Here is a 24,451-nt window from a genome sequence, read left to right on the forward strand (position 1 = left end):
TTATGATTATTTTCAACAACATAATGGGAATGTTAATTGAACTTGTTGCAGTGATAATTTTCTTAATAGTAATTGTATGGACTTCGTAGGAGGATAAATTAAATGAAACTGACTGAGAAGCAAAAGGATTGTCTGTACTGTCATGCTCCATTTCAAAGCATCCCGTTATTCAGAGGTGAGATTCTTCTACAAATTGAAGAGGACGGCGGCGAATACAGATTAATGATTAAGGGCAATGGTGATCCAGAAGACATTGGATTTCTATCCTATGTAGTTGATGGACAAGTTATTAATGGATGTCCGTTTTGCAAACGTCCATTAGACGGGGAGGAAGAGGAATGACAACAGACGATTTTATTAGCAAAGTCAATGACTTAAATGGCGTTTACGCATCTAAGCAACGTGAGGACCACCGTATGTTAATTAACATTTTCAAAACGTGTAATCATATGTGTTTTGCGGAAGTTCTTGTTAAAGAGCGAGTTTTGAATTTATTTTGTCGCCCTCAATCAACAGAAGTAGCAGAAGACGTTTTGCAAGAGCTTTTTAGGTTAATTTGTGACTATCAGGAGGAAAAGTAATGACAAAAGAAGAAATATTCAATGATTTTATCAAAAAAGTAAAGTGGGATCATTTCCAAATTATTAATGTATGCAGAAGCAATAGAGACAATGTTCAATCATTTAGCTTTGACATTGCTGATAAACAGACTGCAACCAATTTTGAATTAGCTAATAAATTATCAAAAGAGAATGCAGAAATTGCAGGCAGAATTAATCGGTTAGATGAGTTCATGGATACAGAAGAGTACAGACACCTGAGTGATAAAGAACAGCGTTTAATGCTTATCCAGTATAACGCTATGCAAGTTTATGCTGATGTACTTCTACAACGAATTGATGAGCTTGAGGAGCGATTGTAATGCTACACAAATACAGAAAGACAGCAACCATTCAAGCTGAACAGTTCGATGGGTCAGATGAAATGATTGAAAAATATGATATTGAAGCTTCTGTAACAATATTTATTTCTCAATACATACTTCACACCAAAGAGGGACCCATGTATGTGCATATTGGTGATTACATTGCTACTGGCGTTGAGGGAGAGCACTGGGCTATTGCTCCGGATATTTTTGAAAAAACTTATGAGAGGTGCGATTAGATGAAACGTGAGGCAGAGCAAGAACTATTGAAAACACTCAACGGGCAATTAAAGGATTTGCCAGCTGTTGCTAAGACGATGATTCAACAGTATCAAATGTCAGCAATTGTTTTATCAATTCTGTGTGGTGTACTTTTCGTTGCAGCGTTAATCGGAACTATATGGCTATCAGTTTTCTTCTTTAAGAAACATCGTGATCATCATGATAGCTATGATTTTGTTTCTGCGATGACAGCAACGCTTGGAGGAACAGTGAGTGTCTTCTTATTGACGGCATTATGTTTGAATATTACTCACGCGTGTGCGCCTATCGCTTCAATAATTAAAGACTTTTTGAATTAAAAAAGGAGTAGACATGAAATTAGTCTTTGATATTGAACCAGTAGAACAGGCTCGACCACGAGCGACCAGAATGGGACGTGGCATTAGGCTGTATGATCCTAAGAAGGTATCAGTCTACAAGAAACAACTAGCGATGATGTGCAAATTCCAGTACAAAGAACAACCATTGTCAGGCCAGTTAATTGTGTCATTGAAATTCTACCGACATATCCAGAAGAGCCTATCAAAAAAAGAGCGTGAATTACGGCTCACAGGAGTACACAGGCCAATTGTTAAACCTGATACGGATAATTATATTAAATCAACATTAGACGGTTTAAATGGGCTGTTGTGGGAAGATGATGCACATATTGTGAAACTGGTGGCAGAGAAGTATTACAGTGAACACCCAAGAATTGAGATTGAAGTAGAGGAGTTAAACGAATGATTAAGTACGATGGCAGTGTTGTCTATTCAGAGTCGGACGGCAAAATTAAGGTTAATAACCGAATGCTGTTTAACGAAGCACAGGTAACAGCAATTAAAGCAATTATTGATGGTGAAATTGAAAAGAAATTAGATTATGGCACTGTGTATGTTATTAAAGATCAAGTAGCCGATGATTATGGCATTTTAGATGTTTTAAAGGTGTTTGAATGGTTAGCAGATGCACAGGATTATGTAATGACTCACCCACGAGCTGTATTGCTACCAAGAAAGGTAATCAAGCATGGCAAAATCGAAAAGTAAAAGTAAAAACCGCCGACGCAAGAAACGTCAACGGCGAGCACAAAATAAGTTGAAGAAGGAGCTACAGAATGATAGACAAAGTTAAAACAGCGTGGGGAGCTTTTGTTGCTTTAATTGTAGTTATACTTTGTGGCAGTATCGTGGGCTTGATACTTGGTGGATTAATTTCGGCAAATCTCCTTTTATGGCATTGGATAATTAGCGTGTTGTAAAACGTTAAAAGCGTAAAAAAAAGACGCTCTACTGTGAGAACGCCCCCTTGGATATAAAAAATAGCAAATTCATTATATCACAGGGAGCGTGCTAATAGTGGAATTACTAGAAAGTGGTAATCGTAAAGCGACGATTAAACGGGTACAAGACTTTTTTCTAAACGAAAATGAGTATCCAACCATTCGACGGAGATCGGGGGATTGGGGTCTTAAATCACCGCAAAACGATGTTACAGGTATTCACGGATCAAGGCATGGTAATTCGTCTGAACGGAATATGATTGATTACGCTGAATATGTACAGGCTAAGCGAGCCGTTGACAATGCGATTGTTGGTTGCAGCAGCAGTTATCGTCATCCTAGCCAACAAATTATTAAATACCGATATATTCAGGGGTTAGACCTATTAACGATTAAGGAACGCATAAATAAGTTTGGCAATTCTACCTATCAGCGTGCTGATGATTACGCGTGTTTAGAATTTGCTGATTGTTTGGAAGCAATGTGCGAACGTTTTAATGTTGATCCTGCTATTATTCCTGACCTCCACGCAAAAACGGGAAGTAAACGGGAAGAAAACAGGAACAAATCGGGAGAAAAACAGGAAGCGAACGGGAAGTGAAATGCCTTATTATGTTATTGTCGCAAAGTTAACGAATAAGGCTTTGCACGCTCCTAATTTACAAGTTATGTGCCTGAGCAAGCCTTTAACTGCTTAGATGTATGTACATACTCACATGTGTACCGCAATTTGGTCTGTTAAATGACCGTGTGGATCGGATAAAGCCGACTGATGGATGCAAGTTCCATAATCCACATAGGGAAGTTGCTTATGGAAACAGCAATATTCCCAGTAAATCATGATTTATGTTTAAGACTGACACTTACCTTCTATGTATTACAGTAACGATTTACAAGATGGAGTGCTTACAACAATGATGTGCGAATTTCTCAAAATAAAACCTCAATAGAGTGTCAGTCTTTTATGCGAATATTTGGAACAGGTGAGAAGGTCATAAGTGCGAATAAATCCCGTTCACTACCTGCTAGGTTCGATTCCTAGTGTTCGCTTTGCAGTATAGAACTACAGCTATACTGCTAGCCAACGTTCTCTGGTGAGAGCATGTATGTTTTTAGAACTGCAACCACAACATACACGCATGAAGCCCGGTTCGATTCCGGCTCTTGGCTATTATCACGGCAACTAAATTTAAGGAGATGAAACGCTCCTCTCAATATAACTTTTTTTGTCAAAGCCGTGATTTTCTGCTGATGTGGGCCAGTTGATGTGGGCCAGTGGTTGGCAAGTATTCCGTTGATTCGGTAATACGGCGGTTCGATTCCGCCCATCAGCATTCAAGGCAAACCTACTTTTAACAACAATCAACGAAAGGAGGAATGCCTACTTACTTTTGGTATTTCTTCCAATCGCCTTGAACGTCTGAAATGACGTCAAACTATATATTTTCACCTTAGGCTAGTCTTGACGACTGGCCTTTTTTATTTGGAAAGGGTGAGCTTAATTGTTTATGAAAATTCTAGCGATGCTAATAATTCCAGTTATGTTCATTGGAACGTTATTAATCAAGCCGGCACTTATCGGTGTTGGTTTATTTATTCTGTCATTAATTATTGAATTCTTGATTATCTATTTAGTGACATACATGTTAGAGGATCATTTATAAAATGTTTCAGACTAAAAGATTTGGCTTAGTAGCAAGTAGGCAAGAATACTTAATGCTGTGTCGAGCCGAACGGACATTAAAGTACAAGAAGGTCAGAATGGAGAGTAGCTACACAAAACATGGGAAGTCAAAGAACAATCAGCAAGTACAATCTTGAATATTATGTTCCGGACATGGTAGCTGGCAAATATGATATGCCTACCATTTATCCAACATTCTACAAACCTGAGAAGCTGGTTGGCTTTAATCAGTTGAATGTGGCTAATCATTCCGCTGGTGTTCACTTTTATCTTGATGATTACCAATTTGAACGAGTATGGAAGAGGCCTGCTTACTATATTGACAAACTCAAACAATTTGATTGCGTGTTAACTCCTGATTTTAGCTTGTATCGTGATATGCCACTATCAATGATGATATGGAATATATATCGTTCACGTTTGCTAGGACAACTCATGCAGCGGCAAGGGCTTACCGTTATTCCAACTGTATCATGGGCTGATAAACGGTCATTTGATTTCTGCTTTGATGGATTGCCTTCACGGAGTACTTTATCTATTAGTACAATTGGTGTGAAGAAAAGCAATGAGGCTAATAGGATGTGGCAACGAGGAGTTTTAGAAATGATTAGGCGACTTCACCCCAAACAATTATTAGTTTACGGCGGTGAGGTTGATTTCATCTTTCCAGAAGATATTGAAATCGTGTATTACAAGAATAATAACATTGAGCGATTGAGGGGTTTATAAAGATGGGCGGACGAGGCGCGGCTTCGGGTGTGAATATGAAAGGTAAGAAATATGGAACGGAATACCGTACGTTGCTTCAATACCAAAACATTAAGTTTGTCTCGATTAATGGTGGTAAATCAGCAACACCACCAATGGAAACAATGACGAAAAAGCGAATCTACGTAACTATTAATGATGAAGAAAAGATTAAGTCAATCGATTTTTATAATGATAGTGGTAAAAGAGTTAAACAAATTGATGTGACTGGAAGACCTCATATAATCGATGGTGAAAGAGTCTTGCCTCATACTCATTTTGGATATTTCCATGAAGAAACTGGTGGTACAAAAAGAGTTACTAAGTCGGAACAAGAACTTATTGATAAAGTAAAACGTATATGGAATAATAGGCACTGAGGACCAGTAGTTTAACAGGGAGAACAAGGCCTTATACATTATTGTGAACTCTAATTGAAAGAGGTTGGAGCACGTATAAAGGTCGGAGGTGTCGGTTCAATTCCGACCGTCCTCATTTTTAGCATCTGCAATTAGCAGGTGCTTTTTTTGTGCTCAAATTTAGGAAAGGGGTTTAACCATGCTATCAGTTGAAACAATTAATAATTTAATTGGAATTGATGAGAGCTATAAAGCACCAATCAAATTACAATCAATTCTAAATGATAGTAATAAACGGACTGAATTGTTCAATCAATTCTTAGAAAAAGAGAGTGACTTGTCATTTGATTGGTTCACAGATTACTTTCAGGAAGAACATTCAGACCGCAAGAATAAGAAACAAGACTTTACGCCTGATGGTATTGTTAAGCTTGTTAGCTCCTTACTTGGTGATTTTGCTACTAATATGGATATTTGTGCTGGAACTGGTGGATTAACAATAAAGCGATGGACTAAAAACCATAATGGCAAGTTCTATTGTGAAGAGTTTTCTGACCGTGCAATGCCTTTCTTGCTGTTTAATTTAATGATTCGCAATGTCGATGCCATAGTCTTTCATGGTGATTCTCTTACTCGTAAAACTAAACATATTTATCACCTTTCAAAAGGTAAGGCGTTTAGTAGTTTAGAAGAAGTTAGAAATTTAGAAGAGAATAAGGCTGATACAGTTATAATGAATCCACCATATTCTCTTAAGTGGGAACCACAAGATACGATGCTAAAAGAACCACGCTTTAAAAACTTCAATGTTCTAGCACCTAAGAGTAAGGCAGATTACGCATTTATTTTAACTGGGTTAGATAATCTGAATGATGATGGCACAATGGCTATTATTTTGCCTCACGGTGTTCTATTTCGTGGTAATGCAGAAGGTAAGATAAGGCAAAAGATAATTGATCTGAATTATCTTGATACGGTGATTGGTTTACCAGAAAAAGCATTTCTAAATACAGACATTCCTACTGTTGTTCTTATCCTTAAGAAGAAACGGCAGAATAGGGATGTCTTATTTATTGACGCATCAAAAGAATTTACTAAGAATAAGGCACATAACAAGATAGAAGAGAAACACATAAATAGAATAATTCATGCCTACTATAAGAGGAGTAATATTGAAAAATTTGCTCATGTAGCAACGCTGGGTGAAATTAAAGAGAATGATTACAACTTAAATATTCCACGCTACGTTGATACATTTGAACCAGAACCAGTTAAACCATTACATGAAATTATGGCAGAGATGAAAGAACTTGATAGTGAGATTGAGCATACTAAGCAAGAACTATCCGTCATGCTGCAAGAGCTTCATGGGACTAATCCAGATGCGGATAAAGAAATTAAGGAATTTACTAAGTATTGGGTTGATAAATATGGAATAGGTAAGCCAAAGAGAAAGGAGCAACTTAGTTTGTTATGATTGATTTTCATACTTTCGAGAATGTGAGATTAGAAGATGTGGCCGAGTACGGCAGAGCCAAGAAGTATCATGTTTATCCAATCGGGACATCAACATTACAAATATCTGCAACTAGAGGGCAGTTGGGATATTTGTACGAGCCTGGCGAGGTTGCAACTAAGGATGTAGCGATTATTCCGTCAGCTGGTATCAATCCTAAATATTTTAATATTATCTTACATAAGAATATTGATGAGTTTATGCGTAAGTATGCAACAGGTATCAATATTAAGGAAAGTGAAGTCGGCAAGTTTCCAATCCAATTGCATAACTTAGAAACTCAGAAGGCAATTGTTGAGATTTTTAATTTTATGGATAATGAAGAGCAACAAATACAAAAAGATATTGATAACTTAAATAATTTGAAGAAGAACTTATTAAGTAACATGTTGATTTAATAGTGCGTAATAAAAAAGCCAACAAGTTATTACTTGTCAGCTTAGCTTATATTCAAAAAATTGTTTTTCTATTGTTTCTTATATGTTAATAAGGTATAATGAAAATGTAGTCAGGAAAGGAATTAGCTACTCCTGAAATGACTACAGCGATCCGGCGACAGCCTTTCTATCCGGATGGAGGCGAGTTCAATGGATGAAAGAGTATATCTGGAAATATGAGGATGCCATTATCGTTAATGCTCTTGTAGCAATATCAGTCGCAAGCATTAACTTTGCGATTGCATATGCGATAATAAAAAAAGCTAATCGCAAGTAGCGACTAGCAGGCATTAAATACTTTCCGGATCGCAAGGGGACGAGAGGTTAGGAGCTCTTGTCCTTTTGCATATTCAGTATACCATATTAATGCTAGAAGGTCGATGTTATGGTTAGTGAAGCACAGAAACGAGCAAAGAAGAAGTGGGACGATAAAAACAAAGATAAGAACCGAGTATATCGTTACCGTTCATATGCTCGTAAGTTTATCCGTGATTTAGCAACAGATGATGATTTGAAAGAATTGCGTAAGATAATTGATGAGAGGTTGAGCAATGCATAGAAAATCATTTAAAAATGTAAAAGATAATTCTTTGATTGTTGATGATGGTTGGTTTAACGCAATGTATAAGGATAAGATTGATGATCATTTAGGAATGGAAGCAGAGATTAGCTTTTTGAAACAACCAGATAGTGTTGATATCTTATTAACTAACCTTTATTATCCTAATATGCGTCAAGGAACACGAGAACAAGATGACCAACAAACAATATTTAGGTTATCTAAAAAGAATGCTGAAAAATTGCGAGACTATTTGAACAAAGTATTATAGACGACTGTCAGTTTTGATAGTCGTTTTTATTTTGCAATCAGAAAGGTGGTGTGGTGATATGCCATGAGCAAAATAGAAGAAGCTAAGGCAGATTACTTAGCAGGGATGAAGTATAAGGACATCGCTGCTAAGTATGGTGTTGCCCTTAGTACGGTTAAGTCGTGGAAGACCAGGAATAAGTGGCAACGAAAGAATGCAACCAAGAAAAAAAGTATGCATACAAAATCAAAAAGTACGCGTACAAAGCAAGAAAAGGTTGCACCGTCTTTGCCACCACCAGAATTGCCAGATAGTAATGAACTGAATGATAAGCAGAAAGCCTTTTGTTTGTACTATTTACAGCGATATAACGCAACTTGGGCTTATCAGAAAGCGTATGGTGGAAGTTATGAATCTGCTAGACGGCTAGGTTCTCTGTTATTGACAAATATTGACATAAAATCTTATCTTACTGAGTTGAAGAAGCAACAATCACAAGAGCTGTTTGCAACTGCGAATGATATTTTATTGCGTTACTTACATCAAGCAACTGGTGATATTACCGATGTTCTTTCATTCAGGACTGAGAAGCATCTAGCTTACTACAAGGTACGCGATAAGGAAGGTCCTTATGAAGATGGTGGCGGTCATTTCCGCTATGTTCCAAAGATTGACCCAGAAACAGGTGAACAAGCCTATTACTACGAAAACATCGTAGAACTGAAAGACAGTAGCAAGATTGATACATCAAATATCAAGAATATTCGTATTGATAAAGGTGAGCCAGTGGTTGAAATGGAAGACCGTCAAAAAGCAATGCAAATCCTGCTTGATCGGTTACCTGAACCAGAAGTTAGCGATGATAGCACTAACTCATTGCTTGCAGCACTTAGTAACGGTATGAAGAAAGTATGGGGTGAGAATAAGAATGAAGACAGTTAGATTTCAATTTACTCCATTCAGTCGTAAACAATTACAGGTGCTTAGCTGGTGGTTAAATGATGATTTGAGAAACTATGAAGCTATTATCTGTGATGGCTCTGTTCGTGCTGGGAAAACAGTAGTCATGTCTTTATCGTACGTTTTATGGTCTATGACACAGTTTAATAATCAGCAATTTGGCATGGCTGGAAAAACGATCGGATCATTCAGACGTAACGTGCTAAGACCTCTAAGAAGTATGTTAGAGAGTGAAGGCTACCTAATTAGGGACTCTCGTTCAGATAATATGCTAACCATTAGCAAGAATGGGCATACAAATTATTACTTTATCTTTGGTGGTAAAGATGAAGCTTCACAGGACTTGGTTCAAGGTATTACTTTGGCTGGGTTCTTTTTTGATGAAGTTGCTTTGATGCCACAGTCATTTGTTAATCAGGCAACGGCTCGGTGTTCGATAACAGGTGCAAAAATGTGGTTTAACTGTAACCCAGAAGGGCCATATCACTGGTTCAAACTTGAATGGATTGACCAAATGAAAGATAAGCGAGCGTTACGACTCCATTTTATGATGCAGGACAATCCGTCATTGGCACAAGAAACCATTGATCGTTATAACCGAATGTATTCCGGTGTGTTCTATCAGCGTTACATCTTAGGACTGTGGGTAATGTCAGAAGGTGTTATCTATGACAACTTCGATCGAGACATGATGGTAGTTAATGAATTGCCTCGTCACTTTGAAAAGTATTATGTGTCTTGCGACTACGGTACACAAAACCCAACAGTATTTTTATTGTGGGGACGTAATCATGGCACTTGGTACTTAGTTAAGGAATATTACTATTCAGGACGTGCGACTGCTCATCAAAAGACAGATGAGCAGTATTGCCAAGAGCTTAAGAAGTTTCTTGGTAATATTCATGCAAAGATTATCATTGACCCATCTGCTGCTTCTTTTATTGCTGTATTAAGAAATAATGGTTTCCGAGTGCAAAAGGCAAAAAATGATGTGGTAGATGGTATTCGTGTTACCCAAACGGCAATGAACGAGGGCAAGATACTATTTAGTAATCAATGTCCTAATTTATTTAAAGAATTATCCAGCTATGTATGGGATGAAAAAGCAGCTGAACGTGGTGAAGATAAACCAGTGAAAGAACATGATCATGCTTGCGATGCTATGCGTTATTTCGTTTACATGGTTATCCATAAAGGCTTCACTGCAAAGATTACTAAACGTCCACATGTTCGTGGGTTATAGAAAGAAGGTGTTTATGTGGCAGTTACGATTGATAGGGATTTGCTTGGCGACTTGAATGAGCCAAACATTGAAGCGATTAACTATGCAATTAGAGAATTACGAAGTCGTAAAAGCAGGCTAGATAAATTAGCTAATTACTACAACGGTAAGCAGGAAGTAGAAAATCATGAGTTTGAAAACGCTAATGTCAAGGCTTCCAATGTTATGGTTAATCACGCTAAGTACATTACTGATATGAACGTGGGTTTTATGACTGGTAATCCAGTTAAATATACGGCAGATAAGGGTAAAAATATTGATGAGGTGCTAGATGTACTCAAAAATATTGATATCCATAAACACGATATTGAGCTAGAGAAAGATTTATCGGTGTTTGGTTATGGTTATGAATTACTGTACTTAAAGCAAACAGATCCAATTACTACGGTAGATAGAATGGGTAATGAAAAATTCACTCCGAATACTGAGCTACGGGTTGAAGTAGTTGATCCTAGAGCAGCGATCGTGGTTACTGATGATACAGTAGAACATGAACCATTATTCGGCGTGTTTGTTCAAGAAAAGAAGGACTTGAGTGGAATTACTGATGGTTATAGCGTTACTGTCTACATGCCTAAACGGGTAGTAGAGTACCGTTCAAAGCTATCAGCAAACCTGTCAGCGGATGATCCAATTGTTTATGACAGTGAAAGCTTATTTGGCGCTGTTCCTTTGATTGAGTACCGTAACAATGAAGAACGGCAGGGCGACTTTGAACAGCTTATCTCCTTAATTGATGCATACAACCTACTGCAAACAGACCGGATTTCTGACAAGGAAGCCTTTGTTGATGCATTGCTTGTTACGTTTGGCTTTGGTTTAGGGGATGACAAGGATGATATTCAACGATTAAAACGTGGCGCAATTGAAGCTCCTCCTCGTGAAGAAGGTGCTGACATTGAATGGTTAACAAAGAGCTTTGATGAAACCCAAGTTAATTTACTTAGCCAATCAGTTGAGAATGATATTCATAAGATATCCTACGTTCCAAATATGAATGATGAGAAGTTTATGGGTAATGTCTCTGGAGAAGCAATGAAGTTTAAGCTGTTTGGTTTAGAGAACCTTTTGTCGATTAAGCAACGATACTTCTTTGATGGCTTGCGACGAAGATTAAATCTAATTCAAACCATTGTAAACATCAAAGGTGCCAATGATGATGTTAGTGGTTGTGATATCTCGCTTACGGCTAATATCCCAGTTAACTTATCTGACGTTGTTAACAATATTAAGAATGCTGATGGGGTTATTCCTCGTAAGTATACGTATAGTTGGTTGCCAGACGTTGATAATCCACAAGAAGTTATTGATGAAATGGACCAACAGGATGCAGAAAACGTTAGAAAAAATCAACGAGCATTGCAAGAGCAAGACCCAGACCGATTAGAAGTGGAGGATAGTCAAGATGATTCAAGTACAAATCAAGAAGGAACCGAACAAGACAACGGTCATAGCAAGCGGACACGCTGAGTATAGCGTTAAAGGTTCAGATATTGTTTGTGCTTCGTTCTCTACGCTTCTAACTCATACGGTTAATAATTGTACTGATGTTACTGTGAATGATGAGAATGGGGTGTTGAAGGCTGTATTCACAGATAGTAAACGTATTGAAAATAAAACATTACTTGATGCGTTTGAGAACACTGTTAATGAGCTTGTCGAACAATACGATCAATACATTACTATTCTGTAGGTGAAAGCCCATGAAAGTTGATAAGAGCCAGTTTAACTATTGGCAATTACGGGACTTGCAGGACGAGCAAAAGAATCAGGATGAAGCAACTAAACGATTAAAAATAATCAATATTGCCTATCAAAAAGCACAAGCATATCTAAGCGACGAGGTTCACAGAATTTATCGTCGCTATTTTTATGCTGATATAACTGCTAATGAAGTAGCAACTATCATGTCATCACATATTTCTCCCTCTGAGTTGGTAACAATCAAAGCGTTAGCAACTAATATTACTGATAAAGAGAGCAAGAAAGCTGTTGATGACTATTTGAGTAGGCTTGCTGCTAAAAGCCGAATTACTCGACTGGAAGAAATGCAAGTTAAAGCTTATATTGTCGCAAAGTCAGCAGGTGCAACAGAACTGGACCAGAATGTTAAATTGCATACTGACATAATGAAGCGAGCGTGGTCTGAGGCTGAAAAACAAAGCGCTGTCTATGACACGGCGACTGATTATAAGTTACCTAATCATAAGGCAACACCTGTTTTAGAAGCTAAGGAAAGCAAGATCGTTATAAAAAATTCTGAGACAGGCAAAAAGGTTGCAAATGTTTCGATGAAGAAAGATGTTCCTAAGTCAAAAATTACTAAGATACCTAATCGTTATGTTGAACGGGCATTGAATACACGTTGGCAAGGAAAGAACTTCTCATCACGTATCTGGTCTAACACTGATAAATTAGCTAAACGTTTACAAGAGTTATTCACGATTAAAGAACTAAGTAATATGTCAGAAAGGGAAATGATTAAACGAATCGAAGAAGAATTCAGTGTGGGTAAATTTAACGCTAGTCGTTTAATCAGGACGGAAGCAAATTACTTCTACTCTAAAACAAAACTGGATAATTGGCGAAAACGTGGCGTAAAGCAGTATCAACTAATTGCGGTGCTTGATAGTCGTACTAGTAAGATTTGTCGAAAGATGAATAACAAAATATTCGATGTAAAAGATGCAGTTGTTGGTAAGAACATGCCACCTCTGCATCCTTTCTGTCGTACCGTTCCCGTAATTTATCTAGGAAATTGACCTAAGCAAGTCATTAAACTACTTCAATAATTAAATGCGTATGTGGGCTTGTCACCGCACACCTTGAAGTCACCGTGTAGGAATATGGGGTGGCTTTTTTCGTGCAGTACTAAATTCAAGTGTGCATGGGTAGAAAGGATTATATCAATGGAAAAAGTAAGGTTTTACAGTAATTTGTTAAGTCTTAATTTGCAACGATTTGCAGACGAAGGACAAGGTGAAGGCGGTGATAATGGAGCAACAGATACAGAAAATGAAGATGCTAATACGGGTAATAATCCTGATGAACAAAGCAAACCGTTTATGACGTTCAATACTCAATCTGAACTGGATTCCTATTTCGATAAGAAGCTGTCTAAAGCATTAGGTACGGCCCGTTCTAACTGGGAAAAGGAACAGGATGACAAGGCTAAAAAAGCTAAAGACCTTAAGAAGATGTCACCAGAAGAGCGACAAGAATATGATCTTAAGCAACGTGAACAAGCTTTAACTGATCGTGAAGCAGAAGTCACTAAACGGGAGAACAAGAGTAAGCTTGCTTCTCGTTTGGTTGATGATGGGTTGCCAACTGGATTGGCTGATGTTTTTGATGATGTTCTAGCTAATGAAGATAACATGAACGAAACATACGAACGGGTAAGTGAAGCATTTCGTAGCGCTGTTCATGATGCAGTAGAAACACGGCTAGCTCAAAGCGCACGTCCTCCAAAGAGTGCAGATAATAATTCAGAACAAAAGTCAGCTGGTGAGATTTTTGCTGAAAAGGCTAATAACGCTAACAAATCTAAGGATGACTTTTGGAAATAAGAAAGGAGATAGAAACAGATGTATACACAATTTCAAAATGGAAAACAGTTAAACTTCTTAGCTTCAGAAAAGTTTACTGCTTTCCCGGAAACAATCAACAAGGACAATTACAACGTCCAAACTGATGATTTAGGACGTAGGTATATTCCAGCTGGGACAGTGTACCCAACTAATGATGCTAAGGCTGTTGGTATTACTGTTAATGATGTCTATGTACCAGAAGATGGTACTAACCAAATGGTTGCGGTAATGCGTGAAGGTTGGGTATTAAGTCAACGTCTCAATCCAGTACCTACTGCTGATGCAATTAAGGCAATGTCCGCTATCCACTTCAAGGACTTAGACGCAGAAGAAAATACCGCTCCTACGTCTGATCCTAAGGAAAAACAATAAGGAGGAAGAAGTAAATGAAAACTAAAACGTTGAAATTAGATTTACAACGGTTTGCAACACCAATTCTTGACATGTTTAGTCAAAGTACAGTGCTTGACTATACTCGTAATCGGCAATATCCAGAAATGCTCGGTGATGCTTTGTTTCCAGCAACTAAAGTACCAACTCTTGAAGTTGATATTCTAAAAGCTGGTAGTCGAGTACCTACGATTGCTAACATTTCAGCATTCGATACCGAAGCCGAAATTGGTAGTCGTGACGCTAAGAAGATGACTGCTGAATTAGCATACGTAAAGCGTAAGATGCAGCTTACTGAAGAAATGTTGATTAAGTTACAGTCACCACGTAACACTGCCGAAGAAAACTACTTAAAGCAATACGTCTTTGATGATATTGATGCAATGGTTCAAGCGGTAATGGCACGTGGCGAAAAGATGACAATGGAAATGTTTGCCACTGGTAAGATTACCGATAAAAAGAATGGCATTGCTATTGATTACGGTGTACCAAAGGAACATCAAGCTTCATTAACCGGCAATAACGTGTGGGGTAGCGGCAGTGCTTCTATTGTTGAAAACCTCCAAGATTGGTCTGATGCATTAGATATCACACCAACTCGTGCTTTAACATCCAAGAAGGTATTGCGGACATTAATGCGTAGTACGGAAATTAAGGAAGCGATCTTTGGTAAGGACACCGGTCGGGTAGTTGGTCAATCAGACTTAGACCAATGGATGACTGCACAAGGGTTGCCAACTATCCGTGCTTACGATGGGAAGTACCGTGAAGAAGATAGCAAGGGCAAGTTAACAACTCAACGCTACTTCCCAGAAGATCGGATTGTGCTTTTCAATGACGAAGCGCCCGGACAAAAGATCTATGGTCCAACACCAGAAGAGAACCGCTTAGTTTCCAGCAATGCACAAGTTTCTAAAGTTGGCAATGTAATGGCTAAGGTTTATGAAACTGGCGAAGATCCAATTGGTACATGGGTATTAGCAGCAGCAACTATGCTTCCATCATTTGCCAGTGCCGACGATGTCTTCCAGGCAAAGGTACTTTAATTAATTGGAGGTGCTTAATGTGGATCAAATGGCCGAAATGGTTTCATCCATAGCTAAACGCTTGAATGTTACGGATAATGAATTGTTAACAGACCTTCTCAAAGAGGCAGAGATACAGGTGCTAGATTACACCGGTCAGAAAAAGTTGATTGGTAGCATGAGTATCTATGTTAAGAAGCTAGCAATTATCAACTATAATCGTCTTGGCTTAGAGGGTGAGACACAACGTTCAGAAGGTGGCGTTACCAATTATCTTGAAATTGGTATTCCCAAGGACATTCGACAAGGGTTAAATCATTATCGAATAGCAAAGGTGACTAGGCTATGAGATTAAAAGAGAGTGATTTAATTACTGTTTATATCAAGAAGCCGGAGAATACCCAAGATGATGAGGGCTACAACATTGCTGGCTGGGGTGATCCTCAACTAGTCAAAATGAATATTCAGTCTGCCGGTGGTGCGGTTAATGCTCAGCTCTATGGGAAAGATATTAAATACATTAAAACATGTAAGTATCAAGGTAATCTGCTCTATGAAGGGCACGGTGAAGGTTATGGCGTGTGCTTGAAGGTTCCATCTACAGCTGATCCGGATTATAAGATTACGGCGATTCAGGAATTCTCTACTCATAAGAACATCACTTTGGAGCGAATTAAAAGGGATGAGCAAAATGATTGAGGTTGAAATTAACGGACTTGATGAGTTAAGGGCTAAGCTACGGAAACTACCTCAAGTTATGGCAGACGCAACCGTTAATGGTCAAGAAACGGCAATTGAACAAGCCGAAGCCTACGCAGTTCAAAAGTTACAATCCAGTGTGAAGCATTCTACTGGTGAACTTGCTCGAAGCTTTAAACACGAGGTAAAGACTGATGGCGATGAAGTTATTGGTCGTTGGTGGAATTCATCAATGGTCGCTATTTTCCGTGAGTTCGGTACAGGTTTAGTTGGTGAACAATCTGACAAACAATTACCGCCTAACGTAGCGATTACCTATCGGCAAACTCCTTGGTATATTCCAGCTGATGAAGTCGATATTGACCTTACTAAGATATACGGTATTCCCAAAATGAAGATTAAGGGAAAGTACTTTTATCGAACTAGTGGACAACCGGCAAGGCAATTTATGACTCCTGCTGCTAATCGGATTGCTAGAGAAGCACCGAACATCATTAAGAATGTAGTTGACCAAGAATTACGTGATAAGTTAGGTGGTTAAATGGAAATCTACAATGTTAAAGCTTTGGCCTTTAAGACACTGAAATCTATTCCAGAGTTGCGTTATGTTTCAACATCTTATCCTGATAAATTTACGACATTTCCAACTGCCATCTATAAGACAACTCAAGCTTCTTATGTTCGTAATAATAAGCAGGAAGAAACAGATACCGAGTGGCAAATCACAATTGATTTGTACAATGATAAAGGATCATTAACTCAAATAAAAAATAAGCTCATTGCTAAGTTTTCAGCAATGGGCTTTTCTAATAGCATTGGTGATCAAGATTTGAATGGAGTAACACGTGTTGTACTTGTTTTTACAGGGATTGTAGATAACACAAGTAAACGTGTATACCAGAAAGGATGAAATTATGGAAAATGTAAAATTATATAGCGATGCATTAAAACTAGACCTACAACGTTTTGCTATTGATAGTTCAGAGGGTTTGGTTGGTACTGGTACCAAACTTGAACGTTCAGAAGATGGTTCAACTTGGGAAGAGATTGCGGACATTAAAACCGTTCCTGAACTTGGTGGTGATACTGAAAAAGTAGATGTAACTACTTTAGCTGATGACCGGCGAAAGCAAGTAGAAGGTATTCAAAATGCTTCAAATGTTCAGTTCCAAGTTGTATACAAGGGTGCAGGATTTAAGAAGGTACTAGAGGGAGCAGGTAATCGGAAACAATACCAATGGAAAGTTACGTATCCAGATGGTATGACCTCAACCATGCGGGGTTCATATAACATCAAGTTTGCAGCAGTTGCAGTTAACGGAGCATTAGGTTATACGATTACAATTACTGTATCTGATGGTCCACACTTTACAGCTGCACCTACAACAGATACCGCAAAGCAGGAATAGGGATAATAGGCGCGGGTTCGATTCCCACGTCTATTTTTTATAGCAAATTACCAATAAAGGAGAGTTTTTATTTATGGCAACAACAATTAAGAAAGCAACTAAAACAATTCAACTAGGCGACCTTGAACTTGATTTAAAACTCGGTGGTCGTGAAGTATTTAAGATCGAACGCCGTTTAGGTAAGTCAATTATGTCACTTTTTATGGATTCACAGGGTGGTCAAAAATTACCACCTGCCAACGAAATTTTAGTTGTCCTTCAAGGAGCTAATCAAAATCATGGTGTTACTGATAAGCGAGTAATTAAAGCTTTTGAAAAATACCTAGACGATGGCAACACAACAATGGAATTATTTAACGAATTGATGGACCTGCTTGATGCTTCTGGTTTTTTCGGCAAAAAGAAGAAGGGTTCGAAGACCAATACGGAATCGGACGAGGAAACTCTGGACCCAACGGAAACGGACAAGGACGAATTAATGTAGAAAAGTGTGATACAGTTTCAGACTTATTCAAACAGTTATACCCAATCGCTGTTGAATCTGGTATCGATGCTGACCATTTCTGGGACATGGACTTTGATGAAATCATGACGCAGATAGCTGCTAACGAGAAACGACGGTTGGAGGATATGCGAGCTAAGGCATATATGGATCATCGACTAAGTGAGATGATTGCCTTTGCCTTTAATGATCCTGCTAAGATGCCAAAGGTTGAAGAAGCTTATCCGTTCGTTAAGGATGAGAACACACAAGCAGAGCAGCGATCGTCAGACGAACCGGAATGGAAACGAGACCAATTGCTACTGATGCAACAAGCGCAAAGGATTAGACAATTCAACAAAGATAAAGGAGGTGGAAACTAATGGATCTGGAAGAACTTGAGTTAAAGTTTCGTGCTAACTATGGGGATGTTATCCAGAAGATTGATGAACTAACTAATATCATTGGCCAAAAGACTGGTGACATGCAGTATAAAATTCAAAATAACTTGGAAAAACTCAATCAGTCAATGACAGATAATGCATCAAAGGCTAATGAGACTGCTAAAGAAGAAGTTCGTCAACGAAACGAGGCTGAACTTGCTAAACAAAAGTCCCTTGAGCAAACCCTTAACACCCAAAATGATGTTACAGATAAGGTTATTCAAGGAAATAAAGCACAAGCGGAAAGCTCTAAGGAAGCGGTAAACGAATCCGAGAAAAGTCTGGATAGTTTAACTGCACGATTGCAGGAAGCTTCTAATATGCAACAACGAATCGCTCAGCAAACAAGGGCGGCTCGTGAAGCAGTAGCTGATATTTCTAAGCCTCAACCACAGCAACAAACAAGAGCTACTTCTCGGCCACGTCAAAAAGTAGCCGACTCAAGTTTTGAAGATTACCAAGAAAAACGTATTCAAAGCTATATGCCTAAACGTCCGGTCGATTTAGGAATTGATGATGAAATCCAAGCAGAGGTGTCACGAGCTAAAAAAGAAGTTGATGGATTAGTAACGCACATCAATGACAAGATGGAGCAAGTACGATCCATGCAACGGAAGATAGCTACGTTAACTGCAAGTAAAAATAATCTTGATATGGGTAAGCAAGGTAGTCAGGTTAGAGCAATGCGACTTGATGATCAAATTGCTAACGCTCAAATCAAGATGGAAAGGTTTCAGAATCAAGCTAAAGCTCTTGCACAGGAAATGTCGCAGGAGTTTAACTCAATTCCATCATCACTCAAAAAGATTGAGCGAGAAATGGACCAGACAGAAGGAAAGATTGAGCGGATTAGACGTTCAATTGCGGAAACAAAGGCTAATGATGCTATTCTTGGACGATCTTCTGGTAGCAACAAAGAGCTTAAAGAAGTTGAGGCAGAATATAGGCGTCTTGTTGCGAGAAGTAATGAGTTAGCTAAGGCATACACTTATGTTAGCGCACGTGGGGATGAACTGAGAAATAGTTCTGCACGAGTGAACACAGCACTATCACAAGAAGGAAGTACCGTTTCTGGGCTTAGTTCCAGATTTAATCGGTTAAGGAATTCATTATCTGGGATTAACTCATCTTTTAGACGTGTTGGTAATAGTGGCAGTTCTTCCATGAGAAGAGCAAGTACTAGCGCTTCAATGCTTAGCCAGCGGATTAAAGGCATGAAAACAGCAATGGGTATGCTAGCTAGTCAGCTAATTATCTTTACATTGCTATATCAAGGAATCATGATGTTGGCTCAAGGTATGGGTTCAGCATTAATGACCAATAAGCAGTTTGCAAGTAGCTTTAATGCGATTAAGGTCAACTTATTAACTGCTTTTTATCCAATTTACAGCTTTGTTTTGCCAGCTATTAACTCCTTGATGAATGCTCTTAAAAAAGCAACAGGCTGGCTTGCTCAGTTTACTTCTGCATTAACTGGTATGAGCCTATCTCACGCTAGAAGTGGCGCTCAAGGTTTGTACAGTCAAGTACGAGCTATGAACGATACTTCTAAGGCGGCAAGCAAGGCTAACGATGCAGTTAAGAAGCAACAACAAGAGCAAGCTAAGGCTGTTCAGCGTGCTAACCAACAAATTGCAGAAGCTAATCGTCAAGGTGCGGCGGCAGTTGCAGCCGAAAATGAAAAGATTAAGGCTGCTAACGCTCAGGCAAAGCAAGCCTTTGAGGACACCAAGAAGGCAAATGAAGACCTCCAAGCTTCTTTAATGGGCTTTGATGAGTTGAATGTGCTTGATAGCAATAAGAACAGTCAAGATAATGGCAGCTTTGAAGCACAACCATTAGAAAAGTTCACACCACAGCAGAAGCAAGATACACCAATCTTTGATGATCCGGGTGTTGATGATGGTGGTACTGGTGGAGATGAAGACCCAGGCCTTGACTGGAATGTACCACTAGAAGCTTCCCAAAATGCTATTGACGCAGCTAACAAGGTCAAAAAGGTTCTAGGTGAAATCTTTGATCCAATGAAAAAAGCTTGGGACGAAAAAGGCCAAGATGTTGTTGATGCTGCTAAGTATTCATGGGAAGAAATTAAACGTCTGTTAGGTGATGTAGGTAATTCATTCTTACATGTTTGGGATAATGGTACCGGACAAAAAGTAATGGAGAACCTGCTTCAACTGTTAGCAGATATGCTGAACATTATTGGTGACATTGCGAGGGCGTTTGCCGAAGCATGGGAAGAAGGTGGACGAGGAACAAGGTTTATTCAGACTATCTTTGATTCGCTGAATAATATTCTTGTTGCTATCCACCATATAGCTGAGTCATTCAGAGAGGCATGGAATACTGGTGATCTTGGTAAACAGATTTTTGCTAATCTCCTAGATTTGGCTACCAACTTAGTTAAGTTTATTGGCGACATTGCGAAAGCTTTTGATGAAGCATGGCAACACGGCAATAACGGCACGAAGATGTGGCAAGCTATTCTTAATGCAATCAACAATGCACTTAAAGTTTTAAAAGATATGACTGGCTCTATTGATGAGGCTTGGAATCACTCAAAGTTAGGTGTTTCAATTTGGGAAAACATTATTAAACTTATAACGGGTGTTGCTAATACAAGCGCTAATATGGACGATCAATTTGATAAAGCGTGGAAGCATGGCAATGTTGGAACCTCTATTTTCAAAACATTATTAGGCATGGTTAACGATATGCTTAGTGCTTTGAGCGATATGGCAAACTACACAGCTAAATGGGCTAAAAAGATGGATTTTACACCATTACTACAATCGATTGATAGGCTACTTAAAGCCATTCGACCAGTTACCAAAGATGTTTGGGATGGCTTAGCTTGGGCTTATAAGAATGTTTTGCTTCCCTTAGATAAATTTACAATCACCGATTTACTTCCAGACTTTTTCAATCTACTAGCAGCTGCTCTTAAAGTGGTACACAGCGTAATCAAAGCAGGTGGCCCGGTATTTGAATGGTTCTTTGATGGTTTTCTTAAACCTCTAGCAAAGATAACAGGTTTTGCCATTGTTGGTGCATTAAAGCTACTGACAGGAGCTTTAAATCTCTTATCAGACTGGATAGACCATCACCAAACGGCTGTTAAGATAATGACCACAACCTTAATGACACTGTTTAGCCTTAAAGTTGCTGGTAAAACTATTTCAAGCATTAAGAGCTTTACTGATACAATTAGAATTCTCACAATGTATAAATTTGATAATATCAAAAAAGGTGCAAAGTGGGCTGATGATTTATTAGGTAAAGTGATTGATTTTAATAAACATCCAACTACCAAAATCAAGGAACTTGCTAAAGTTAAATTTGATAACTTCAAAACTGGCGCTGTTAAAATTAAAGATTTATGGAGTGAGGTCAACAAGAAGTGGCAAAGCACCAATCTTGCTAAAACTGACTTCCTTAAATCAGCCCGTGCTTCCATCAAGTCTGGCGAACCAATGAAACTTGGTCAGAAGCTAGGTCTTGGATTGTCTGGTGCCATGATTGCGGTAACTTCCGGAATTGATATTTACAAAGGTATTAAGGCTAAGAATAAGGAAACTAAGTTCAAAAGCTTTGGTTCTGGAATTGGTGGTGCCATCGGTGGTGGTATCGGTTTATTCTTCGGTGGACCATTAGGTGCTGCAATTGGACAACAAATCGGCTCATTTATTGGTAAATGGGGTGGCGCTGGTGCTGCTAAGTTTAGCGATGGCTGGTCTAAGTATGGTAAAGGTAAGAAGCCTAAAGATTGGGTTGAAGCAATTGGCTTTAAAGCTCATGAGATTTTAGACAACTTTACTTCGTGGGCTAAATCCGTTGGTAAAGATATCAATAAGAATATCACCAAAGGAAAGAAAGATGTTCAAAAGGCTAGTTCAAATCTTGGTAAGTGGACTACTGGTTTTATTTCAGGTACTAAGAAGACATTGAAGAAGTGGGCTTCTGGTATTGGTTCTAACTTCAACAAGGATGTTGAAAAAAGTAAAAAACTTGCGATTGCTGCAAGTAATAAGCTTAAAGGATGGACCACTGGCTTCATCTCTAGTGCCAAAAAAGATACTAAGGCTTGGGCCCAGAAGATTGGTGCTAACATCAATACCGATGTAGAAAAAGGCAAGAAATTTGCTAAAAAAGCCGGTAGCAAAATCAAAGAATGGACCACTGATTTCATTGGTGATGCCAAGAAGAAAGTACATGATTGGTCTTCACAAATTGGCTCTAATATCAACAATAGTGTTGAGCAAGGGCAATCAATGGCAAAGAATGCCGGAGAAAAACTAAAAAGTTGGACAACTGACTTTAGAGAATCAGCTAGTGGTCTTGTACGCCAATGGGCTGAAAGATTAGGCGACTACATTAATAACGGTTCTGAATCTTCACGCTCTGGTGCTGTTAATGCTGGTAACAAGTTATCTGAATGGACCCGTAGTTTCTTTGGAAATGCAAATCAGAGTATTTCCAACTGGGCTAGCGGTCTAGGTGGTCATATTAGTAACGGAATTGGTGGCGCTTATGGTGCCGCTAAGAATGCTGGTGAACGCCTTGGAAGTTGGGTTTCTGACTTTAGAGGTAACGTTTCAAGAACTCTCGGTTCATGGGCTGGTGGACTTGGTAGCACTATTGGTGGCGGTATTACTAGTGGACTTCATAATATTAGTAGTGCTGTTGGTAAAGTTGTTGATGCTATTGTTAGACCGGTTCAAAAAGCAACCGATAAAATTCGCGAAGGAATTAACTGGGTATTAGGTAAGCTTGGTGGCGGTTCTGTTGGTTGGGGTTACTTTAACTGGAACGCCTACAAAACAGGGACACAAAATCATCCGGGTGGATTAGCATTAGTTAATGATCAAGAAGGCGATATTTACCGAGAAAGTTACGAGTTGCCAAATGGTGAGCAAGGACTATTCCCTGCTAAACGTAATTTCTTAACTTATTTGCCAGCTGGTACAAAGGTCAAGACTGCTACAAATACTGCTAATGAACTTGCAAACATGATTCCTAAGTATGCTGGTGGGATCGGTAGCTTTAATTTTGACTTTAGTGGAATTAGTCGCGCGCTTAGTAGTTTGAACTTAGGTGGCTTATTTGGTGGGATTAGTGATGTATTTGATAGCGCAATGGATGAGTTAGCTAATGTAACCGATGATATTGCTCACCCAGAAAAACTTATTAACTACATTGCAGATAAATTTGTCACTTATGATTGGGGAGTAGGTGAAACACCACTTAAACTTGCTAAAGGTGCCGTTAACACTGAAAAGAAAGGCATGGTAAATTGGGCTAAGAGAACTATTGAAGAGTTTGGTGGTTCAGTATCGGCTTACTTGCCGAAAGGAGTTATGAGTAAAAGTGCGTTTGCAAGAACTGCTCGTAAAGCTGCTTTACTCATGCACCAAAAACTATCATCGAAAGATATGGACCGCTTGTATTGGCAAGCTTGGGATGAATCTACTGTGAATCCTGCACAAGGTGGCGGATATGATGATCACGATGGAACAGGTCTCCCACTTGGGCTTTATCAATATAAAGTAGGTACATGGAATTCTTGGTCCGTTCCAGGTCATAAGAACATTTATTCTGCTTTAGATCAGACGATGGCAGTTTTAAATGACTCTAACTGGCGAAATGATTTAGCACCAATTGGAGTTAGACGTGGTTGGGGTCCCACAGGTCATAAGATGATGGCAAATGGTGGTTTAGTGACCGAAAATCAATTGATTGAAGTTGCTGAAAATAACATGCCAGAAATGGTTGTTCCTTTATCCAATCCAGCGTTAGGTATGCAACGGATTAACGAAGCAATTGCATTTATGAATCGGAACTTTGGCGGAGGATTACAACTTCCAACAGCTCTCTCAAATAATGCAATTACTCCAAATTCTATGTATGCTGAATCTTCATCAAACAATGATGTAACAATGCAAAATGGCGGATTCAAAGAAATGAGTACCAACCTAGTAAATGCCATTGTTCAAGCATTGCAAATGCAAAACACCACTAATAGTAGTAACCAACCAGTTGATTTACACTTAACCGTTAAGATTGGTGATGAATCTTTTGGTGAACATGCTATCAAAGGAATTAACGCGGTAAATCAAAAGAATGGTCGAAATATGTTAAATATCTAAGGA

At 38.7% G+C, this 24,451-nt stretch carries 33 protein-coding genes and 1 tRNA gene; all 34 read left to right on the plus strand.

Annotated elements, in window-relative coordinates; translation table 11 throughout:
- The first annotated feature begins 102 nt into the window (after window positions 1-102).
- Window positions 103-342 carry a hypothetical protein gene (locus H5S39_RS10175; protein WP_182595481.1) on the plus strand — a complete coding sequence of 80 codons (240 nt, stop codon included), beginning with the start codon at window positions 103-105 and terminating at the stop codon, window positions 340-342.
- The gene (locus H5S39_RS10180; RefSeq protein WP_182595480.1) at window positions 339-581 is read left to right on the plus strand and encodes a hypothetical protein; all 243 of its coding nucleotides are present in this window, start codon (window positions 339-341) and stop codon (window positions 579-581) included. The genes H5S39_RS10175 and H5S39_RS10180 overlap by 4 nt, the downstream gene beginning before the upstream one ends.
- Complete coding sequence (locus H5S39_RS10185) at window positions 581-922, plus strand: crAss001_48 related protein (protein WP_182595479.1); 342 nt, start codon at window positions 581-583, stop codon at window positions 920-922. Before H5S39_RS10180 ends, H5S39_RS10185 begins: the two co-directional genes overlap by 1 nt.
- Window positions 922-1,164: a hypothetical protein gene (locus H5S39_RS10190; protein ID WP_182595478.1), complete on the plus strand. Its 243-nt coding sequence runs from the start codon at window positions 922-924 to the stop codon at window positions 1,162-1,164. The genes H5S39_RS10185 and H5S39_RS10190 overlap by 1 nt, the downstream gene beginning before the upstream one ends.
- Complete coding sequence (locus H5S39_RS10195) at window positions 1,165-1,506, plus strand: hypothetical protein (protein ID WP_182595477.1); 342 nt, start codon at window positions 1,165-1,167, stop codon at window positions 1,504-1,506.
- A 13-nt stretch (window positions 1,507-1,519) separates the two neighbouring features.
- A complete protein-coding gene (locus H5S39_RS10200; RefSeq protein ID WP_182595476.1) occupies window positions 1,520-1,933 on the plus strand; it encodes a RusA family crossover junction endodeoxyribonuclease in 414 nt (137 codons plus the stop codon).
- Complete coding sequence (locus tag H5S39_RS10205) at window positions 1,930-2,235, plus strand: hypothetical protein (protein ID WP_182595475.1); 306 nt, start codon at window positions 1,930-1,932, stop codon at window positions 2,233-2,235. Before H5S39_RS10200 ends, H5S39_RS10205 begins: the two co-directional genes overlap by 4 nt.
- A gap of 68 nt (window positions 2,236-2,303) precedes the next feature.
- Complete coding sequence (locus tag H5S39_RS10210) at window positions 2,304-2,447, plus strand: hypothetical protein (RefSeq protein WP_182595474.1); 144 nt, start codon at window positions 2,304-2,306, stop codon at window positions 2,445-2,447.
- Between the two features lie 97 nt (window positions 2,448-2,544).
- Window positions 2,545-3,069: an ArpU family phage packaging/lysis transcriptional regulator gene (locus H5S39_RS10215; protein WP_182595473.1), complete on the plus strand. Its 525-nt coding sequence runs from the start codon at window positions 2,545-2,547 to the stop codon at window positions 3,067-3,069.
- Between the two features lie 646 nt (window positions 3,070-3,715).
- Window positions 3,716-3,802, plus strand: a tRNA-OTHER gene (locus tag H5S39_RS10220).
- A 168-nt stretch (window positions 3,803-3,970) separates the two neighbouring features.
- Entirely contained in the window at window positions 3,971-4,132 is a 162-nt protein-coding gene (locus H5S39_RS10225; RefSeq protein ID WP_182595472.1) for a hypothetical protein, read from the plus strand.
- 119 nt (window positions 4,133-4,251) lie between these two features.
- A complete protein-coding gene (locus H5S39_RS10230; protein WP_182595471.1) occupies window positions 4,252-4,881 on the plus strand; it encodes a DUF4417 domain-containing protein in 630 nt (209 codons plus the stop codon).
- A gap of 2 nt (window positions 4,882-4,883) precedes the next feature.
- Window positions 4,884-5,279, plus strand: a complete 396-nt coding sequence (locus tag H5S39_RS10235) for a hypothetical protein (RefSeq protein ID WP_182595470.1) — start codon at window positions 4,884-4,886, stop codon at window positions 5,277-5,279.
- A 178-nt stretch (window positions 5,280-5,457) separates the two neighbouring features.
- Window positions 5,458-6,735 (plus strand): N-6 DNA methylase, encoded by a 1,278-nt coding sequence (locus H5S39_RS10240; RefSeq protein ID WP_182595469.1) that lies wholly within the window; start codon window positions 5,458-5,460, stop codon window positions 6,733-6,735.
- Window positions 6,732-7,172 carry a restriction endonuclease subunit S domain-containing protein gene (locus H5S39_RS10245; protein ID WP_182595468.1) on the plus strand — a complete coding sequence of 147 codons (441 nt, stop codon included), beginning with the start codon at window positions 6,732-6,734 and terminating at the stop codon, window positions 7,170-7,172. The genes H5S39_RS10240 and H5S39_RS10245 overlap by 4 nt, the downstream gene beginning before the upstream one ends.
- A gap of 193 nt (window positions 7,173-7,365) precedes the next feature.
- The gene (locus H5S39_RS11675) at window positions 7,366-7,488 is read left to right on the plus strand and encodes a hypothetical protein (protein ID WP_255316930.1); all 123 of its coding nucleotides are present in this window, start codon (window positions 7,366-7,368) and stop codon (window positions 7,486-7,488) included.
- Between the two features lie 108 nt (window positions 7,489-7,596).
- The gene (locus H5S39_RS10250; RefSeq protein WP_182595467.1) at window positions 7,597-7,770 is read left to right on the plus strand and encodes a hypothetical protein; all 174 of its coding nucleotides are present in this window, start codon (window positions 7,597-7,599) and stop codon (window positions 7,768-7,770) included.
- A complete protein-coding gene (locus H5S39_RS10255) occupies window positions 7,763-8,041 on the plus strand; it encodes a hypothetical protein (protein ID WP_182595466.1) in 279 nt (92 codons plus the stop codon). Before H5S39_RS10250 ends, H5S39_RS10255 begins: the two co-directional genes overlap by 8 nt.
- Before the next feature lie 63 nt (window positions 8,042-8,104).
- Entirely contained in the window at window positions 8,105-8,962 is an 858-nt protein-coding gene (locus H5S39_RS10260) for a terminase small subunit (RefSeq protein ID WP_182595465.1), read from the plus strand.
- Window positions 8,949-10,223, plus strand: a complete 1,275-nt coding sequence (locus H5S39_RS10265; protein WP_182595464.1) for a PBSX family phage terminase large subunit — start codon at window positions 8,949-8,951, stop codon at window positions 10,221-10,223. Before H5S39_RS10260 ends, H5S39_RS10265 begins: the two co-directional genes overlap by 14 nt.
- A gap of 15 nt (window positions 10,224-10,238) precedes the next feature.
- Entirely contained in the window at window positions 10,239-11,732 is a 1,494-nt protein-coding gene (locus H5S39_RS10270) for a phage portal protein (protein ID WP_182595463.1), read from the plus strand.
- On the plus strand, window positions 11,668-11,955 hold the full coding sequence (locus tag H5S39_RS10275) for a ribosomal-processing cysteine protease Prp (RefSeq protein WP_182595462.1): 288 nt from the start codon (window positions 11,668-11,670) through the stop codon (window positions 11,953-11,955). Before H5S39_RS10270 ends, H5S39_RS10275 begins: the two co-directional genes overlap by 65 nt.
- A gap of 10 nt (window positions 11,956-11,965) precedes the next feature.
- Window positions 11,966-13,024, plus strand: coding sequence for a minor capsid protein (locus H5S39_RS10280; RefSeq protein WP_182595461.1), 1,059 nt, complete (start codon window positions 11,966-11,968; stop codon window positions 13,022-13,024).
- Between the two features lie 147 nt (window positions 13,025-13,171).
- Complete coding sequence (locus H5S39_RS10285; RefSeq protein WP_182595460.1) at window positions 13,172-13,831, plus strand: DUF4355 domain-containing protein; 660 nt, start codon at window positions 13,172-13,174, stop codon at window positions 13,829-13,831.
- 18 nt (window positions 13,832-13,849) lie between these two features.
- Entirely contained in the window at window positions 13,850-14,224 is a 375-nt protein-coding gene (locus H5S39_RS10290) for a hypothetical protein (protein WP_182595459.1), read from the plus strand.
- Window positions 14,225-14,238: 14 nt separating this feature from the next.
- Window positions 14,239-15,288, plus strand: coding sequence for a major capsid protein (locus H5S39_RS10295; protein WP_182595458.1), 1,050 nt, complete (start codon window positions 14,239-14,241; stop codon window positions 15,286-15,288).
- A 28-nt stretch (window positions 15,289-15,316) separates the two neighbouring features.
- Window positions 15,317-15,616 carry a phage head-tail connector protein gene (locus H5S39_RS10300; RefSeq protein ID WP_220477122.1) on the plus strand — a complete coding sequence of 100 codons (300 nt, stop codon included), beginning with the start codon at window positions 15,317-15,319 and terminating at the stop codon, window positions 15,614-15,616.
- Window positions 15,613-15,966 carry a hypothetical protein gene (locus tag H5S39_RS10305; protein WP_182595457.1) on the plus strand — a complete coding sequence of 118 codons (354 nt, stop codon included), beginning with the start codon at window positions 15,613-15,615 and terminating at the stop codon, window positions 15,964-15,966. The genes H5S39_RS10300 and H5S39_RS10305 overlap by 4 nt, the downstream gene beginning before the upstream one ends.
- On the plus strand, window positions 15,959-16,507 hold the full coding sequence (locus H5S39_RS10310) for an HK97-gp10 family putative phage morphogenesis protein (protein ID WP_182595456.1): 549 nt from the start codon (window positions 15,959-15,961) through the stop codon (window positions 16,505-16,507). The genes H5S39_RS10305 and H5S39_RS10310 overlap by 8 nt, the downstream gene beginning before the upstream one ends.
- Window positions 16,508-16,876 (plus strand): hypothetical protein, encoded by a 369-nt coding sequence (locus tag H5S39_RS10315; RefSeq protein ID WP_182595455.1) that lies wholly within the window; start codon window positions 16,508-16,510, stop codon window positions 16,874-16,876.
- A 4-nt stretch (window positions 16,877-16,880) separates the two neighbouring features.
- A complete protein-coding gene (locus H5S39_RS10320) occupies window positions 16,881-17,375 on the plus strand; it encodes a phage tail tube protein (protein WP_182595454.1) in 495 nt (164 codons plus the stop codon).
- A 73-nt stretch (window positions 17,376-17,448) separates the two neighbouring features.
- The gene (locus tag H5S39_RS10325) at window positions 17,449-17,859 is read left to right on the plus strand and encodes a DUF6096 family protein (RefSeq protein ID WP_182595453.1); all 411 of its coding nucleotides are present in this window, start codon (window positions 17,449-17,451) and stop codon (window positions 17,857-17,859) included.
- A gap of 86 nt (window positions 17,860-17,945) precedes the next feature.
- A complete protein-coding gene (locus H5S39_RS10330) occupies window positions 17,946-18,239 on the plus strand; it encodes a hypothetical protein (RefSeq protein WP_182595452.1) in 294 nt (97 codons plus the stop codon).
- Window positions 18,239-24,448: a lytic transglycosylase gene (locus H5S39_RS10335; protein WP_182595451.1), complete on the plus strand. Its 6,210-nt coding sequence runs from the start codon at window positions 18,239-18,241 to the stop codon at window positions 24,446-24,448. The genes H5S39_RS10330 and H5S39_RS10335 overlap by 1 nt, the downstream gene beginning before the upstream one ends.
- Window positions 24,449-24,451 lie beyond the last annotated feature (3 nt).

Origin of the sequence: Limosilactobacillus rudii (assembly GCF_014145455.1) — a bacterium.
Classification (GTDB): domain Bacteria; phylum Bacillota; class Bacilli; order Lactobacillales; family Lactobacillaceae; genus Limosilactobacillus; species Limosilactobacillus rudii.

What these genes read in the sequence shown, in the direction of transcription:
- H5S39_RS10175 (WP_182595481.1), top strand. Translation starts at nt 103, where the DNA reads ATGAAACTGACTGAGAAGCAAAAGGATTGTCTGTACTGTCATGCTCCA.
- H5S39_RS10180 (WP_182595480.1), top strand. Translation starts at nt 339, where the DNA reads ATGACAACAGACGATTTTATTAGCAAAGTCAATGACTTAAATGGCGTT.
- H5S39_RS10185 (WP_182595479.1), top strand. Translation starts at nt 581, where the DNA reads ATGACAAAAGAAGAAATATTCAATGATTTTATCAAAAAAGTAAAGTGG.
- H5S39_RS10190 (WP_182595478.1), top strand. Translation starts at nt 922, where the DNA reads ATGCTACACAAATACAGAAAGACAGCAACCATTCAAGCTGAACAGTTC.
- H5S39_RS10195 (WP_182595477.1), top strand. Translation starts at nt 1,165, where the DNA reads ATGAAACGTGAGGCAGAGCAAGAACTATTGAAAACACTCAACGGGCAA.
- H5S39_RS10200 (WP_182595476.1), top strand. Translation starts at nt 1,520, where the DNA reads ATGAAATTAGTCTTTGATATTGAACCAGTAGAACAGGCTCGACCACGA.
- H5S39_RS10205 (WP_182595475.1), top strand. Translation starts at nt 1,930, where the DNA reads ATGATTAAGTACGATGGCAGTGTTGTCTATTCAGAGTCGGACGGCAAA.
- H5S39_RS10210 (WP_182595474.1), top strand. Translation starts at nt 2,304, where the DNA reads ATGATAGACAAAGTTAAAACAGCGTGGGGAGCTTTTGTTGCTTTAATT.
- H5S39_RS10230 (WP_182595471.1), top strand. Translation starts at nt 4,252, where the DNA reads ATGGGAAGTCAAAGAACAATCAGCAAGTACAATCTTGAATATTATGTT.
- H5S39_RS10235 (WP_182595470.1), top strand. Translation starts at nt 4,884, where the DNA reads ATGGGCGGACGAGGCGCGGCTTCGGGTGTGAATATGAAAGGTAAGAAA.
- H5S39_RS10240 (WP_182595469.1), top strand. Translation starts at nt 5,458, where the DNA reads ATGCTATCAGTTGAAACAATTAATAATTTAATTGGAATTGATGAGAGC.
- H5S39_RS10245 (WP_182595468.1), top strand. Translation starts at nt 6,732, where the DNA reads ATGATTGATTTTCATACTTTCGAGAATGTGAGATTAGAAGATGTGGCC.
- H5S39_RS11675 (WP_255316930.1), top strand. Translation starts at nt 7,366, where the DNA reads ATGAAAGAGTATATCTGGAAATATGAGGATGCCATTATCGTTAATGCT.
- H5S39_RS10250 (WP_182595467.1), top strand. Translation starts at nt 7,597, where the DNA reads ATGGTTAGTGAAGCACAGAAACGAGCAAAGAAGAAGTGGGACGATAAA.
- H5S39_RS10255 (WP_182595466.1), top strand. Translation starts at nt 7,763, where the DNA reads ATGCATAGAAAATCATTTAAAAATGTAAAAGATAATTCTTTGATTGTT.
- H5S39_RS10260 (WP_182595465.1), top strand. Translation starts at nt 8,105, where the DNA reads ATGAGCAAAATAGAAGAAGCTAAGGCAGATTACTTAGCAGGGATGAAG.
- H5S39_RS10265 (WP_182595464.1), top strand. Translation starts at nt 8,949, where the DNA reads ATGAAGACAGTTAGATTTCAATTTACTCCATTCAGTCGTAAACAATTA.
- H5S39_RS10275 (WP_182595462.1), top strand. Translation starts at nt 11,668, where the DNA reads ATGATTCAAGTACAAATCAAGAAGGAACCGAACAAGACAACGGTCATA.
- H5S39_RS10280 (WP_182595461.1), top strand. Translation starts at nt 11,966, where the DNA reads ATGAAAGTTGATAAGAGCCAGTTTAACTATTGGCAATTACGGGACTTG.
- H5S39_RS10285 (WP_182595460.1), top strand. Translation starts at nt 13,172, where the DNA reads ATGGAAAAAGTAAGGTTTTACAGTAATTTGTTAAGTCTTAATTTGCAA.
- H5S39_RS10290 (WP_182595459.1), top strand. Translation starts at nt 13,850, where the DNA reads ATGTATACACAATTTCAAAATGGAAAACAGTTAAACTTCTTAGCTTCA.
- H5S39_RS10295 (WP_182595458.1), top strand. Translation starts at nt 14,239, where the DNA reads ATGAAAACTAAAACGTTGAAATTAGATTTACAACGGTTTGCAACACCA.
- H5S39_RS10300 (WP_220477122.1), top strand. Translation starts at nt 15,317, where the DNA reads ATGGCCGAAATGGTTTCATCCATAGCTAAACGCTTGAATGTTACGGAT.
- H5S39_RS10305 (WP_182595457.1), top strand. Translation starts at nt 15,613, where the DNA reads ATGAGATTAAAAGAGAGTGATTTAATTACTGTTTATATCAAGAAGCCG.
- H5S39_RS10310 (WP_182595456.1), top strand. Translation starts at nt 15,959, where the DNA reads ATGATTGAGGTTGAAATTAACGGACTTGATGAGTTAAGGGCTAAGCTA.
- H5S39_RS10315 (WP_182595455.1), top strand. Translation starts at nt 16,508, where the DNA reads ATGGAAATCTACAATGTTAAAGCTTTGGCCTTTAAGACACTGAAATCT.
- H5S39_RS10320 (WP_182595454.1), top strand. Translation starts at nt 16,881, where the DNA reads ATGGAAAATGTAAAATTATATAGCGATGCATTAAAACTAGACCTACAA.
- H5S39_RS10325 (WP_182595453.1), top strand. Translation starts at nt 17,449, where the DNA reads ATGGCAACAACAATTAAGAAAGCAACTAAAACAATTCAACTAGGCGAC.
- H5S39_RS10330 (WP_182595452.1), top strand. Translation starts at nt 17,946, where the DNA reads ATGGACTTTGATGAAATCATGACGCAGATAGCTGCTAACGAGAAACGA.
- H5S39_RS10335 (WP_182595451.1), top strand. Translation starts at nt 18,239, where the DNA reads ATGGATCTGGAAGAACTTGAGTTAAAGTTTCGTGCTAACTATGGGGAT.